Consider the following 12,912-nt stretch of genomic DNA (forward strand, 5'->3'; position numbering starts at 1 on the left):
CGGCGATATCCCCTGTCGGATCAAAAGCGCCGTCAGACGGGCTTCCTACAATTCGTTCACCGTCCGCCGAACAATCAAGGAAATGAATATGTCCGACGCCCTGCAACAACGTTGCCAGCACATTGTGACCAGCCCGGTGTTAACCCCCGAACAAAAACGTCATTTTCTGGCGCTGGAAGCGGAGAACAACTTGCCCTATCCCGCTCTGCCAGAGGCGGCCCGCGCTGCGCTGGACGAGGGATTCATCTGCGACATGTTCGAAGGCCATGCGCCGTACAAACCGCGCTACGTGCTGCCGGATTACGCTAAATTCCTGGCTAACGGTTCAGAATGGCTGGAGCTGGAAGGGGCGAAAGATCTGGATGATGCCCTCTCGCTGCTCACTATCCTTTATCACCATGTTCCATCCGTCACATCGATGCCGGTCTATCTGGGCCAGCTCGATGAGATACTCAATCCCTATGTTAAAATTCTAACACAGGATGAAATCGATAGCCGAATAAAACGTTTCTGGCGTTACCTGGACAGAACCCTGCCCGATGCGTTTATGCATGCCAATATCGGCCCGGCGGATACGCCTGTCACCCGAGCCATCCTTCGTGCGGATGCAGAACTGAAGCAGGTTGCGCCGAACCTGACCTTTATCTACGACCCGGACGTTACCCCCAGCGATCTGCTGCTGAGCGTGGCGAAAAACATTTGTGAGTGTAGCAAGCCGCATATTTCCAATGGCCCGGTGAATGATAAAATTTTCACAAAAGGCCGTTATGGTGTGGTGAGCTGTTACAACTCCCTGCCGCTGGCAGGCGGTGGCAGTACGCTGGTGCGCCTTAACCTGAAGGCGATTGCGGAGCACAGCCACTCCCCGGAAGACTTTTTCACCCGCACCCTGCCGCACTATTGCCAGCAACAAATCGCGATCATGAATGCGCGCTGCGATTTTTTGTATGAGCAATCCGGCTTCTTTGAGAATAGCTTCCTGGTGAAAGAGGGGCTGATTGATGCCGATCGTTTTGTACCGATGTTTGGCATGTACGGCCTGGCCGAAGCGGTGAACGTGCTGTGCGAGAAAGCAGGTATTACGGGCCGTTACGGTAAAAACGAACAGGCTAATGCACTGGGCTACCGCATCAGTGAACAGCTGGCGGCGTTTGTTGAAAACACGCCGGTAAAACACAGCTGGCAGCACCGCGCGATGCTGCATGCCCAGTCTGGGATCAGTTCCGATTCAGGCACCACGCCGGGCGCGCGTCTGCCGTATGGCGACGAGCCGGACCCTGTCAGCCACCTGCTGGCCGTGGCGCCGCACCATAAACACTATCATTCGGGGATCAGCGATATTCTCACCCTGGATGAGACGGTTAAACGTAATCCTCAGGCGGTGGTGCAGCTGTGCCTGGGGGCGTTCAACGCCGGTATGCGTGAGTTCACCGCGAATGTCGCCGGAAACGACCTGGTGCGCGTAACCGGGTATATGGTGCGGCTTTCCGATCTGGAGAAATACCGGGAGGCTGGCTCACGCACCAACACCACCTGGCTCGGCGAGGAGGCCGCGCGCAATACCCGTATTCTGGAACGACAGCCACGCGTGATAAGCCATGAACAGCAGATGCGCTTTAGTTAGTCAGGTTATACCTTTCTCCTGCGTGGATGGGCCGGGCAGCCGCCTGGCGCTGTTCCTTCAGGGCTGTAACCTGCGCTGCAAAACCTGCCACAACCCGTGGACGATAGGGCGCTGCAACGACTGTGGCGACTGTGTTCCTCACTGTCCTCATGATGCGCTGACGATTCAGGCCGGGCGCGTCTGGTGGCAGGAGAGTGACTGTCAGCAGTGCGACACCTGTCTGCACCTGTGTCAGCAGCAGGCGACGCCGATGGCGCAGCGCTATAGCGTTGAGGAGATCCTCACCCGGATCCGCACGTCCGCGCCGTTCATTGAGGGCGTGACCGTCAGCGGGGGGGAGGCCACCACGCAGCTGCCGTTTGTGGTGGCGCTGTTCACCGCGATCAAAGCCGATCCGTCCCTGCGCCATCTGACGTGTCTGGTGGACAGCAACGGCCTGTTAAGCGAAACCGGCTGGCAAAAGCTGTTACCGGTGTTTGACGGCGCGATGGTGGATCTGAAAGCCTGGGGCAATGAGCATCACCGTTTTCTGACCGGGCGCGAAAACACGCTGATCAAGCAGAGCATCCGCTGGCTGGCCGATCGTCATCGCCTGACGGAGTTACGCCTGCTGGTGATCCCCGATCGGTGTGATTATCTGCAACATCTGTCACCGTTGACCGCTTTTATCCACACGCTGGGGAACGTTCCGGTGCGGATCAACGCGTTTCATATCCATGGGGTTTACGGGGAGGCGGCGCGATGGCGGAGCGCCACACCGGAAGATATTGAGCCACTGGCCCTGGCCCTGGAACAGCAGCAGATTACGGTGATCCGCCCTGCTCTTTATCTATAGCGAGATGCCGAAGACCGCTCGGGTATTTTCCAGCAGCGCGCTGGCAATCACATCGTCAGGCTCCTGACGCAGCTCACACAGCACAGCAAAAACGCGCGCCGCCTGCTCCGGGCGGTTGGGCTGGCCCTGAAAATCCTTCAGCGGCATGTCAGGCGCATCTGTTTCCAGCAGGAGCGAGGTCAGCGGGAGTTGCGCCATCACATCACGGGTTTTGCTGGCACGCGGATAGGTAATGGTGCCGCCGACGCCTATTTTATAACCCAGCTCGATGAAACGCTGCGCCTGCTGAAGGCTGCCAGCGAAACCGTGGACCACGCCCCTGCGCGGCACATCGATGCGCTTCAGTTGCATCGCCAGTTTGTCATGGGTACGTCTGGAGTGGAGGATCACCGGCAGATCGTGGCGCTTTGCCAGCCGGAGTTGCGCATCCAGGATCGTCTGCTGGCGCTCGAACTGCGGATCTTCACGATAGAGATCGAGGCCGATCTCACCGATGGCAACCAGCTTCGTATCCGCGTTTTGCAGCATGGCATCCAGCCTGTCGATATGGTCATCAAGATGATGCTCAATAACGATCGGATGCAGACCCAGCGCGGCGTACAGCGCATCGTTATCCCGGGCAAGCGCCAGCACTTTCTCGAATCTTGCCGCTTCAATAGCGGGCACAATGATGGCTCTCACACCGGCCTGAGCCGCGCGCTCAATGCTTGATGTTTCCTCCCCGCTGAACGGCGGGAAATCAAAGTGGCAATGGGTATCGACAAAGCAGTGCATCACGCCAGATCCTCGTTATCGAGTAAGCCATCGTTGGCCTGCGGCGCGTCCACCAGCGGCATCGCCACCGCGTCATTAGCCACAATAGCGGGCGGCAAAATGATGCTTTTATGCCGTTGAACAGGCGGTTGCTCGGCCAGCATTTTTCCGACGGTCGCCAGGAAGTAACGCCCGCAGAGCCGCCCTGTTTTGTAATCCATACGCAACGCAGGCAGCCGACTGCCCAGCGCCATGCTCAGCAGCGGCTTAGGCGGATAAATTTCAAAGATGCGCAGCTTGCCCGGTGGTTTTTCAATAAAACGCTGCATCGCGCCGTAGGTCGTTTCATGCTGCTTCGCGATATTCACCAGCGGTTGCAGACTGCTGTCGCCCAGCCAGCGTTCCATCCGCTTAAACCACTGTGGGGTGTAATACATTTGCGATGGCACCGTGCGGATCACCACAATGGTTTTTGCCCCGCGCCGCGCCGCCTCCTGTACCGGCACCGCGTCGCTGATACCGCCGTCAAGATAGCTTATTCCCTCCAGCAACGCGCCGGTGCGGTAGAAACCCGGGATCGCGCTGGATGCGCGAATGATATCGAGCCAGTTCTCTTTCTGCGGCGAAAAGTAACCCGGCGAATAGTCATCGCCACGGCTGGCGCACATCCAGAACGCTTTGCCGGTATCGAACAGACGTGCAGCGGTATCCATAGCCAGCGGCATCTGGCTGGAGGTGGCATCCAGCAGCCAGTCGAGATCGATCAGGTTCCCGCCGCGCACGAAGCGTACCGGATTGAAGAATTCTTTGGAGGTGGTGTAGCGCATAATCACTTTACGCGCATAGCCGGGCTGGTTGCAGACATAGGCAGAGAGGTTTTGCGCCCCGGCAGAGGTACCAAAATAGAGATCGAACGGGTTGAACTGCGCGCGCATAAATTCGTCGAGCACACCGGCCGTGAATATACCGCGCTGCCCACCCCCTTCACAGACCAGCGCAAGCTGGCCTGCATGAAACGGTTTTAACGTCAGCGGCGCAATATTGCCGAGCGTCACGGGAATTCGTTGCCCCACCTCTGCCTTCCTGTTTTCATTATTTTGATGAGACACAGTAACGCACTTCCCCGGTGGTTCTCAAACAAGAAAAAGCCAGTCACGAGGACTGGCTTGAGTTTGTTTAATATATATTGCGTTTGCTACGGGCGACGTCGACCCGTAAACAGGCTGACCAGGAACAGAATAATACCCACGACGAAGACAATTTTTGCTGCCCAAGCCGCAGTACCCGCCAGTCCACCAAAGCCCAATGCGGCGGCAATTAACGCGATAACCAGAAATATAATGCCCCAACGAAACATAAGCCTCTCCTTTACCATAGTTAATGTCGGCCGCTAAACGTGAGCGCTCAGGTCACTCACCGGCTTTTCCAGAGTCGTTTTTATTTCGCCCGCAGGTGTAATCCTGTCGGGCGAATGGTGCTGCTTTACTTCGTTTTCAGATCGTTTTTGACGCTTTTCACACCATCAATCGCTTTCGCAATTGACTCGGCACGATCGCTTTGTGCCTGGTTCTCAACCGTACCGGACAGCTGGACCACACCATCGGTGGTTTCAACTTTCACCATACGGGATGGCACGATGTCGTCAGCTAACAGTTTAGCTTTGATTTCGCTGGTAGTTGCTGCATCTCCGGCATAGCCCTTCACCGACGATTCTTTGTTGTCACGTACGTGCAGTTTGTCGCTGACGGAGCTAACGCCCTCAACGCCTTTAGCCACTTTAACGGCCTCTTCGGCCTGGGTCTGGCTTTCAACGAAACCGCTCAGGGTGACAACTTTGTTGTCGGTTTTAACAGAAATATCGGTGCTCTTGATGGATTCATGATCCACCAGTGCGGCTTTCACTTTTGCTGTGATTGAGCTGTCATCCATGAAATTACCGACTTTATTCATAGAGCTATCGATTTTTTCCCCTGCGGTATCGGCGGTATTTTGCGCTTTATCCATGGTGCTGGTTTCCGCCAGTGCAGAACCGCTTACCAGGACACTACCCAACGTTACAGCCAGCAGAGTTTTAGAAATCTTCAGTCTTGTCATATTCATCGATTTATTCCTGTGTTTTGCCCGTTATTTGGGCGACATACTTCCCTAAATCTTGGTTTTATATATTGCGAATTAACACCGGGGCAAAATGGAGAACCAATCGACATGCATTGAACAGTTAATTCATCCACGCCCGGTGCTAAACACTGAGTTAAATATAGATCACAATCAGAGGGGTGCATTCAGAATTGGGGAAAAAACGAACGAATAGCGAAAAATTGCGGTGAATTAAGAACATTCCGCAAGGGTTTAATAACACAGGAATTAAAGAAGAGCACGGCGGCTGCCGTGCTCTGAGAGGGGATTAATGCTCGCGCGTTTTGCGGAACTGAACATCAGGATAACGTTCCTGCGTCAGGTTCAGGTTTACCATGGTCGGGGCGATATAGGTCAGGTTATCGCCGCCATCCAGCGCCAGCTGAACTTCGTTCTTACGCTTAAATTCTTCGAATTTCTTCACGTCTGAACATTCAACCCAACGCGCGGTCGCCACGTTCACCGATTCGTAAATCGCTTCCACGTTGTACTCGCTCTTAAGGCGGGCTACCACCACGTCAAACTGGAGCACACCTACCGCGCCCACGATCAGATCGTTGTTGGCGATTGGGCGGAACACCTGGACTGCCCCCTCTTCGGAAAGCTGAACCAGGCCTTTCAGGAGCTGCTTCTGCTTCAGCGGGTCGCGCAGACGAATGCGGCGGAACAGTTCCGGCGCGAAGTTCGGAATGCCGGTGAACTTCATCATCTCGCCCTGCGTGAAGGTATCGCCAATCTGAATGGTACCGTGGTTGTGTAAACCAATGATGTCGCCCGGATAGGCTTCTTCCACGTGCGAACGGTCGCCCGCCATGAAGGTCAGCGCGTCGGAGATCACCACGTCTTTACCGATACGCACCTGACGCAGCTTCATGCCCTTCTCATACTTACCGGAGACGACACGCATAAAGGCGACGCGGTCGCGGTGTTTCGGGTCCATGTTGGCCTGAATTTTAAAGACGAAGCCGGAAAACTTCTCTTCCTTCGCTTCCACTTCGCGGGTGTCGGTTTTACGCGGCATCGGCTGCGGTGCCCACTCCACCAGACCGTCAAGCATATGGTCAACACCGAAGTTACCCAGCGCGGTACCGAAGAAGACCGGCGTAATTTCACCGCTCAGGAACAGCTCTCTGTCGAACTCGTGCGACGCGCCTTTCACCAGCTCCAGTTCATCGCGCAACTGTGCAGCCAGCTCTTCACCGACAGCGGCGTCCAGTTCCGGGTTGTCCAGACCTTTCACAATGCGGACTTCCTGAATGGTGTGGCCTTTACCGGTCTGGTACAGGTAGGTTTCGTCTTTATAGAGGTGGTAAACCCCTTTGAACAGCTTGCCGCAGCCAATCGGCCAGGTGATGGGCGCGCAGGCAATCTTCAGCTCGTTTTCCACTTCATCCATCAACTCCATCGGGTCACGGATGTCACGGTCGAGTTTGTTCATAAAGGTGAGGATCGGCGTATCGCGCAGACGGGTAACTTCCATCAGCTTGCGGGTACGATCTTCAACCCCTTTCGCAGCGTCGATCACCATCAGGCAGCAGTCCACCGCCGTCAGGGTACGGTAGGTATCTTCGGAGAAGTCTTCGTGGCCCGGGGTGTCAAGCAGGTTCACCAGGCAGTCGTGATACGGGAACTGCATCACGGAGGTGGTAATCGAAATACCACGCTGCTTTTCCATCTCCATCCAGTCGGATTTTGCATGCTGGCTGGAGCCACGGCCTTTAACGGTCCCCGCGGTCTGGATCGCCTGTCCGAACAGCAACACCTTCTCGGTGATGGTCGTTTTACCGGCATCCGGGTGCGAGATAATGGCAAAAGTGCGGCGTTTGGCCACCTCTTGCAGATAAGGAGACAACGTCATAATCAATTCTTCTTAGGTAAGCGCGGTAGCAGGCCGCGCATCATGGAATACGAAAAATGCGGCTATTTTACCCATCAACAGGGGGCAGGCAATCATTGTTTACACAGGAGCTGCTCCAGTTCGTTCAATGACGTAACGGTCCAGGTCGGCTCGATGCCTTCCGGCAGCGCGCGCCCATGCGCATTCAGCCAGACGGTAGACAGACCCGATCTCATACCCCCCAGAATATCAGATTCTGCCGTATCCCCCACCATCAGCACGCGATCGCGGTCAGGATTACCGGCTTGCGCCAGCGCATAATCGAAAATACGCGGATCCGGCTTCGGTACGCCCACCTGTTCGGAGATCACCAGCGCGTCGAAATGATCGCGCAGGCCGGTGCGTTCAAGGCGGATCTGCTGAAGCGCGGTAAAGCCGTTGGTGATGATCCCAAGCTTCGCCTTCCCTTTCAGCGAATCCAGCAGAGAAACGGCGCCAGGCAGCGGCGCGCAGATGTCCGCCATCGCATTCAGGAAGGCCTCATTCAGCACCCCTGGACTGACATTTAACCGTTCAGCCCACACGTCAAAACGCTGATGCTGAAGCTGTAACGCGGTGATGGCACCGTTCTGGTAGTCCACCCACAGCGGTTTGTTCACCGCCTGATAGTCCTGAAAATCTTCAGCGGTGAAGGTCACGCTATAGTCGAGAAACATCCGCTGTAGGCCGCCGAACGAGTCAAACGTAAACAGCGTTTCGTCGGCATCAAAGAAAATCCAGTCCCATTTCATCGTTACAACCTTATTTTCGTTATCCAATTGGCAGAGCCATGATAATGGCGTCTTCACGTCCCTCTGCGGTGGGGTAGTAGTTACGGCGGATAGTCGCCTCGTTGAAGCCTAAGCTTTCATAGAGCGCGATGGCGGCGACATTGGACGCGCGCACTTCCAGCCACAGGGTGAAAACGTCACGGGTTTCCAGCTCACGGATGAGGTGCTCAAGCAGTTCCCTGCCCAGCCCGCGGCGTTGGTAAGCGGGATCGACCGCGATATTAAACAGCGTCGCCTCGTCCAGAACGACCTGCGTGATGGCGAACGCAGCCATCGCACCGTCCACGTCCAGGCGGAGATTTAAATAGCGTTCGCCCTGATTGCTGGCAAACGTCTTTTCGCTCCACGGAAAGGCATGGGCGCGGGTTTCAATCGCGAACGCGGTAGTCAGGTCAGCCGTCGTGAGGGAAGAAATCGTGTTCATATTCGCAAATTTGTTGCCATAGCGCGCTGCGCGCTTTTGGGTTGGCTTTCAGTTCGTCCAGCGCTGGCGAGCTGATCTGGCTTCCTTCAAGAGGAAGCTCGTCCACCGCCCCGATTCGCCAGCTGTTACAGCGGCTGTCAGGGGGAAGCATCGCGACGCTTTCGGGCGCCAGCTGTAATACCTGATCGCGGGTCACCTTCAGGCTGCGAAGGACATCCTCAATCAGCGGTTCATTCAGGGCAGGCAGCGCCTCTGCCACCATCACCAGGCGGACATGCGCAGGGATGGAGATGGCTATTTCGCCCCGCAACGCCGTCGGGCGACGCAAAGCCCACTGGGTGATGCCCAGTTGCTGCAACTGCCAGTCTCGTCGGGATGTCATAGCAAAACTCCTGTCTCTCAGGCGCGCAAATATAGCAAATGTGTCGAAACTGCGCCATCTACCTACTATAATCCCCGCCTGAGTTTATTGAGGAACAATTCATGTCTGCATTTACCCCGGCAAGTGAAGTCTTGCTGCGTCACAGTGATGATTTCGAAGAAAGCCGTATTCTGTTTGCCGGAGATATGCAGGATGACCTGCCCGCACGTTTCGACTGTGCTGAAAGCCGTGCCCATACCCAGTACTATCACCACTGGCAGGTGCTGAGCCGCCAGATGGGCGAGCGTGCGCGCTTTAGCCTGGCGGCGGAGCAGAGCGATATTGCTGACTGCGATACGCTCATTTACTACTGGCCAAAGAACAAGCCGGAAGCCCAGTTCCAGCTGATGAACCTGCTTTCTCTGCTGCCGGTTGGCTGTGATATTTTTGTTGTCGGTGAGAACCGCAGCGGAGTGCGTAGCGCAGAGCAGATGCTCGAAGCCTGGGCGCCGCTGACGAAAATCGACAGCGCCCGTCGCTGCGGCCTGTATCATGGCCGTCTGGAAAAACAGACCACCTTTGATGCCAACGCCTTCTGGGACGAGTATCAGCTTGACGGCCTGACCATTAAAACCCTGCCAGGCGTATTCAGCCGTGACGCGCTTGATACGGGCAGCAAACTGCTGCTGTCCACCCTGACGCCGCACACCAAAGGCAAAGTGCTGGACGTGGGCTGTGGCGCGGGCGTGCTGTCAACGGTTCTCGCCAGCCATTCACCCAAAGTGCGTTTAACCCTGTGTGACGTAAGCGCCCCGGCGGTGGAAGCCAGCCGCGCCACGCTTGCTGCGAATGGCATTGAAGGTGAGGTGCTTGCCAGCAACGTTTTCTCCGACGTGACCGGTCGCTTTGACATGATCATCTCTAACCCGCCGTTCCACGACGGTATGGAGACCAGCCTTGAAGCGGCGCAAACGCTGATCCGTGGCGCAACCCGTCACCTCAACAGCGGCGGTGAGCTGCGTATCGTGGCGAACGCCTTCCTTGCGTACCCGAAAGTGCTGGATGAAACCTTTGGTTTCCACGAAGTGATCGCCCAGACGGGCCGCTTCAAGGTATACCGCACCGTAATGACGCGTCAGGCGAAAAAGTAATTCCCCTGTCCGGCGATGGCTGACGCTGCCATCGCCCATTTTTGCAGCAATCAAAACAACGTGCGCAATTTTCTGTTGACGTAAAGCTGAAAACATCTAGAATGCGCCTCCGTGGTTACGATACTTTTACAGTGTCGATGGTATGCGAAGGTGGCGGAATTGGTAGACGCGCTAGCTTCAGGTGTTAGTGTCCTTACGGACGTGGGGGTTCAAGTCCCCCCCCTCGCACCATAAATCACGTTGATATTGCTCGCACTGGGCGAAGGTGGCGGAATTGGTAGACGCGCTAGCTTCAGGTGTTAGTGTCCTTAGGATGTGGGGGTTCGAGTCCCCCCCCTCGCACCAACGAGGCGATATCAAACCAGTAAGATGACTGTGCGAAGGTGGCGGAATTGGTAGACGCGCTAGCTTCAGGTGTTAGTGTCCTTACGGACGTGGGGGTTCAAGTCCCCCCCCTCGCACCAATTATCTTACATCCCTTCAGCAGTACCTCTTGTTTTTCCTTTTATTTCAAACTCATCAGAATCACCAGCAGCCCACTGATTAGTGCAACGCATGATGGCAGCAGCACATAGTGCCGTAACTGTTTGTGCCAGATCATCGCGGATGTCACCAGCAACCCTGAGACAATCATTGCTTTCCAGATATCAATGGGAAGATCGGCAAACATTAATCCACCGATGATGGAACCAGGCAGCAATATCCCCCACCCACTTCCCAGCGCTTTGCTCAACATGGTTTCACCTCTCGCACTGATAATGATAACCAATATCATATGATAGTAATTATCACTTGTCAGTATGCGACGTAAGAAATTGCGCCAGCATATGCTTTCCCATAATGACAGAGAATGTGTAAGGTGATAAATTGCCCACCTGTTAACTTTCTATAAAGTTTTTCTGATAATAAAAATTCAATTTTGAAGCGCCCAATATTACATAACAACACCTTGCTCCTTGTTTTAATTGAGTTTTAATAAAAACGCACGCATATGACATCACAATCCTGGCTGTCTCTGGTCAACAAGAAATATCAGCTATCTTTACGTTTGTTTTTATTTCTGAACGCCGCATCAGCACTGTTCTCGGTAACAAACCCCCTTTATTCCGTACGTGTGTTATCAGTTCCCCTGATTGCCGTACTGACTATCAGCACAGGCTTACTTATCTGGCACTGGAAAAACAGCACGCGAAAAATAAATATCCCTGTTGTTTCAGCTATTTTTGGGCTTTTATGGGCCTGGCAGATCGTCTCAAAATTTCTCTTAATAACGCACGATCATGCGACCTATTTAATGATGGCGCTATTAACGGTGCTTTTTATAGGGTCTCTGGCGTTTGCCAGTAATATTAAAGCCTTTACGCTACATTCCTTTCCCGCTTTTATCTCCTGCCTGTGGCTTAGCCCGTCCGAAAACTGGCTGAGAATGGTCTATTTTTTCGCGCTGCCGGTGGTCGCCATTGGTATTCACCATGTACTTCAACGGCGCAATGACCGTTTCGCCCAGGAGTTGCTTTCCGAACTGCTGGAAGAGCGGGAAACCCTGACCGATCTCAGCATGATGGATCCGCTCACCGGCTTATATAACCGTCGCGGGCTGCAAAGCCGTCTGGAGAATCTCCCCAGACCTGACGGTGGCGAGCACTTCGTGCTGCTGATGGATATCGACCATTTCAAAGCCTACAACGACCATTACGGCCATATGATGGGCGATCAGGCCTTAATCAGAGTCTCGGCTGCGATCCGCGACGCCGTACGCTCACGCGATGTTGTCGCCCGGTTTGGCGGGGAAGAATTTATGGTGCTGTTGAGTAACATCCCCCTGGAGCAAGCACGCCAGACGGCAGAGCGCATACGTCAGAAGGTTTACGATCTTAAAATCCCCCATATGTTTAACGAAAGCGTCGCCACTAACGTGACTATCAGCATTGGCATCGCCATGTTCGAAGGAGAAGACGTTGAGGGCGCGCTGGCGAAAGCCGATAAAGCTCTCTATGAAGCCAAGCATATGGGACGCAACAGCATTCTGCTGAGCGACGAGCTTCATACCGCCTGAAACCGCCTTCACAGCGCCAGTATAAAACGCTTGCGCTCGGTTTTATCTATAGTTAGGATTGGCAATCATTATCATTTAGATTTGTAATCCACACTATGGCGACTCGTACTGCACACATCGTTGAGCCTCTACTCTGGCGAGCTCCACTCTCCGCCGGGGAAACGACGCTTGCGGATGCCATTCGGGAAAAAATCGCCGTAACACGCGCCCATCTGCTGGATTTCATCAAACTGGATGAAGCGCCCCCGCATCATGCGCTGACGCTGAGTCAGTGGCAACGACCTGCCGAGCTGCGGTCACTGCTGGCAACCTATTCCGACCACATTTATCGTAACCAACCGACGCTGACGCGGGAAAACAAACCGCTACTTTCCCTCTGGGCACAGTGGTATATCGGTCTGATGGTACCGCCAGTGATGCTGGCATTGTTGACCCAGGAGACCATGCTCGATCTCTCGTCGGAACATTTCCACGTCGAATTTCATGAGACCGGGCGCGCCGCCTGTTTCTGGATTGATGTACATGAAGATCCGAGCGCGAAGCATTTGTCATCCCAGGCGCGTATGGAACGGCTGATCACAAGCGCGCTGGTTCCAGTCATTGATGCGCTGGAAGCGACAGGTGAGATCAACGGCAAACTGATCTGGAGTAATACCGGATATCTTATCCACTGGTATTTAACGGAGATGAAGCCGCTGCTCGGCGACGAGAAAGTCGATGCGCTGCGTCAGAGCTGTTTCTTTGCCAGACAGCTGTCGGATGGACGGGATAACCCTCTTTACCGCACCGTGGTGCCGCGTGAGGGACTGCTGGTACGTCGTACCTGCTGTCAGCGCTACCGTCTGCCGGATGTTCAGCAGTGCGGCGATTGCACGCTTAAGTAGTCTGGCCCGGCCTGTTGCCCT

General features: G+C 54.8%; 14 protein-coding genes and 3 tRNA genes. 8 read left to right on the forward strand and 9 right to left on the reverse strand.

The genetic code is table 11. From position 1 onward, the window contains the following. Nucleotides 1-88 precede the first annotated feature (88 nt). Both BH712_RS11120 and BH712_RS11125 read left to right on the forward strand, forming a co-directional pair. Nucleotides 89-1,624: a YjjI family glycine radical enzyme gene (locus BH712_RS11120; RefSeq protein ID WP_032673660.1), complete on the forward strand. Its 1,536-nt coding sequence runs from the start codon at nucleotides 89-91 to the stop codon at nucleotides 1,622-1,624. Then, on the forward strand, nucleotides 1,599-2,459 hold the full coding sequence (locus BH712_RS11125) for a YjjW family glycine radical enzyme activase (protein WP_032673661.1): 861 nt from the start codon (nucleotides 1,599-1,601) through the stop codon (nucleotides 2,457-2,459). Before BH712_RS11120 ends, BH712_RS11125 begins: the two co-directional genes overlap by 26 nt. Here BH712_RS11125 and BH712_RS11130 read toward each other — a convergent pair. The 8 genes from BH712_RS11130 to BH712_RS11165 all read right to left on the reverse strand — a co-directional run bounded on the left by BH712_RS11130 (nucleotide 2,454) and on the right by BH712_RS11165 (nucleotide 8,821). Next, entirely contained in the window at nucleotides 2,454-3,233 is a 780-nt protein-coding gene (locus tag BH712_RS11130; RefSeq protein ID WP_006810207.1) for a metal-dependent hydrolase, read from the reverse strand. The two genes, BH712_RS11125 and BH712_RS11130, sit on opposite strands and share 6 nt — an antisense overlap. Beyond that, complete coding sequence (locus BH712_RS11135) at nucleotides 3,233-4,285, reverse strand: patatin-like phospholipase family protein (RefSeq protein ID WP_032673663.1); 1,053 nt, start codon at nucleotides 4,283-4,285, stop codon at nucleotides 3,233-3,235. Before BH712_RS11135 ends, BH712_RS11130 begins: the two co-directional genes overlap by 1 nt. 122 nt (nucleotides 4,286-4,407) lie before the next feature. Then, the gene (locus BH712_RS11140) at nucleotides 4,408-4,569 is read right to left on the reverse strand and encodes a DUF1328 domain-containing protein (protein WP_003856556.1); all 162 of its coding nucleotides are present in this window, start codon (nucleotides 4,567-4,569) and stop codon (nucleotides 4,408-4,410) included. A gap of 125 nt (nucleotides 4,570-4,694) precedes the next feature. Beyond that, nucleotides 4,695-5,312: a molecular chaperone OsmY gene (osmY, locus tag BH712_RS11145; RefSeq protein WP_006810209.1), complete on the reverse strand. Its 618-nt coding sequence runs from the start codon at nucleotides 5,310-5,312 to the stop codon at nucleotides 4,695-4,697. A gap of 304 nt (nucleotides 5,313-5,616) precedes the next feature. Further along, nucleotides 5,617-7,206, reverse strand: a complete 1,590-nt coding sequence (gene prfC / locus BH712_RS11150) for a peptide chain release factor 3 (protein WP_006810210.1) — start codon at nucleotides 7,204-7,206, stop codon at nucleotides 5,617-5,619. Between the two features lie 92 nt (nucleotides 7,207-7,298). Continuing rightward, nucleotides 7,299-7,976 carry a pyrimidine 5'-nucleotidase gene (gene yjjG / locus BH712_RS11155; protein ID WP_006810211.1) on the reverse strand — a complete coding sequence of 226 codons (678 nt, stop codon included), beginning with the start codon at nucleotides 7,974-7,976 and terminating at the stop codon, nucleotides 7,299-7,301. Between the two features lie 19 nt (nucleotides 7,977-7,995). Continuing rightward, the gene (gene rimI, locus BH712_RS11160) at nucleotides 7,996-8,439 is read right to left on the reverse strand and encodes a ribosomal protein S18-alanine N-acetyltransferase (protein ID WP_003856565.1); all 444 of its coding nucleotides are present in this window, start codon (nucleotides 8,437-8,439) and stop codon (nucleotides 7,996-7,998) included. Continuing rightward, nucleotides 8,408-8,821: a DNA polymerase III subunit psi gene (locus tag BH712_RS11165; RefSeq protein ID WP_006810212.1), complete on the reverse strand. Its 414-nt coding sequence runs from the start codon at nucleotides 8,819-8,821 to the stop codon at nucleotides 8,408-8,410. Before BH712_RS11165 ends, rimI begins: the two co-directional genes overlap by 32 nt. 101 nt (nucleotides 8,822-8,922) lie before the next feature. Between BH712_RS11165 and rsmC the strand changes: the two genes are divergently transcribed. The 4 genes from rsmC to BH712_RS11185 all read left to right on the forward strand — a co-directional run bounded on the left by rsmC (nucleotide 8,923) and on the right by BH712_RS11185 (nucleotide 10,415). Further along, on the forward strand, nucleotides 8,923-9,951 hold the full coding sequence (gene rsmC, locus BH712_RS11170; protein ID WP_006810213.1) for a 16S rRNA (guanine(1207)-N(2))-methyltransferase RsmC: 1,029 nt from the start codon (nucleotides 8,923-8,925) through the stop codon (nucleotides 9,949-9,951). Nucleotides 9,952-10,095: 144 nt separating this feature from the next. Next, nucleotides 10,096-10,182 (forward strand) — tRNA-Leu (locus BH712_RS11175). A 28-nt stretch (nucleotides 10,183-10,210) separates the two neighbouring features. After that, nucleotides 10,211-10,296, forward strand: a tRNA-Leu gene (locus BH712_RS11180). A 32-nt stretch (nucleotides 10,297-10,328) separates the two neighbouring features. Continuing rightward, a tRNA-Leu gene (locus BH712_RS11185) sits at nucleotides 10,329-10,415 on the forward strand. Between the two features lie 41 nt (nucleotides 10,416-10,456). Here the strand turns inward: BH712_RS11185 and BH712_RS11190 are convergent. After that, entirely contained in the window at nucleotides 10,457-10,726 is a 270-nt protein-coding gene (locus BH712_RS11190; protein WP_006810214.1) for a DUF1435 domain-containing protein, read from the reverse strand. A 216-nt stretch (nucleotides 10,727-10,942) separates the two neighbouring features. Here BH712_RS11190 and BH712_RS11195 point away from each other — a divergent pair, with 216 nt between their 5' ends. Both BH712_RS11195 and fhuF read left to right on the forward strand, forming a co-directional pair. Further along, entirely contained in the window at nucleotides 10,943-12,007 is a 1,065-nt protein-coding gene (locus BH712_RS11195; protein ID WP_006810216.1) for a GGDEF domain-containing protein, read from the forward strand. A gap of 95 nt (nucleotides 12,008-12,102) precedes the next feature. Further along, nucleotides 12,103-12,891, forward strand: coding sequence for a siderophore-iron reductase FhuF (gene fhuF, locus BH712_RS11200; RefSeq protein ID WP_006810217.1), 789 nt, complete (start codon nucleotides 12,103-12,105; stop codon nucleotides 12,889-12,891). The last annotated feature ends 21 nt before the right edge of the window (nucleotides 12,892-12,912 follow it).

This window comes from Enterobacter hormaechei ATCC 49162, from assembly GCF_001875655.1.
In the GTDB taxonomy this organism is placed as follows: Bacteria; Pseudomonadota; Gammaproteobacteria; order Enterobacterales; family Enterobacteriaceae; genus Enterobacter; species Enterobacter hormaechei.

What these genes read in the sequence shown, in the direction of transcription:
- BH712_RS11120 (WP_032673660.1), top strand. Translation starts at nt 89, where the DNA reads ATGTCCGACGCCCTGCAACAACGTTGCCAGCACATTGTGACCAGCCCG.
- BH712_RS11125 (WP_032673661.1), top strand. Translation starts at nt 1,599, where the DNA reads ATGAACAGCAGATGCGCTTTAGTTAGTCAGGTTATACCTTTCTCCTGC.
- BH712_RS11130 (WP_006810207.1), bottom strand. Translation starts at nt 3,233, where the DNA reads ATGCACTGCTTTGTCGATACCCATTGCCACTTTGATTTCCCGCCGTTC.
- BH712_RS11140 (WP_003856556.1), bottom strand. Translation starts at nt 4,569, where the DNA reads ATGTTTCGTTGGGGCATTATATTTCTGGTTATCGCGTTAATTGCCGCC.
- osmY (WP_006810209.1), bottom strand. Translation starts at nt 5,312, where the DNA reads ATGAATATGACAAGACTGAAGATTTCTAAAACTCTGCTGGCTGTAACG.
- prfC (WP_006810210.1), bottom strand. Translation starts at nt 7,206, where the DNA reads ATGACGTTGTCTCCTTATCTGCAAGAGGTGGCCAAACGCCGCACTTTT.
- yjjG (WP_006810211.1), bottom strand. Translation starts at nt 7,976, where the DNA reads ATGAAATGGGACTGGATTTTCTTTGATGCCGACGAAACGCTGTTTACG.
- rimI (WP_003856565.1), bottom strand. Translation starts at nt 8,439, where the DNA reads ATGAACACGATTTCTTCCCTCACGACGGCTGACCTGACTACCGCGTTC.
- BH712_RS11165 (WP_006810212.1), bottom strand. Translation starts at nt 8,821, where the DNA reads ATGACATCCCGACGAGACTGGCAGTTGCAGCAACTGGGCATCACCCAG.
- rsmC (WP_006810213.1), top strand. Translation starts at nt 8,923, where the DNA reads ATGTCTGCATTTACCCCGGCAAGTGAAGTCTTGCTGCGTCACAGTGAT.
- BH712_RS11190 (WP_006810214.1), bottom strand. Translation starts at nt 10,726, where the DNA reads ATGATATTGGTTATCATTATCAGTGCGAGAGGTGAAACCATGTTGAGC.
- BH712_RS11195 (WP_006810216.1), top strand. Translation starts at nt 10,943, where the DNA reads ATGACATCACAATCCTGGCTGTCTCTGGTCAACAAGAAATATCAGCTA.
- fhuF (WP_006810217.1), top strand. Translation starts at nt 12,103, where the DNA reads ATGGCGACTCGTACTGCACACATCGTTGAGCCTCTACTCTGGCGAGCT.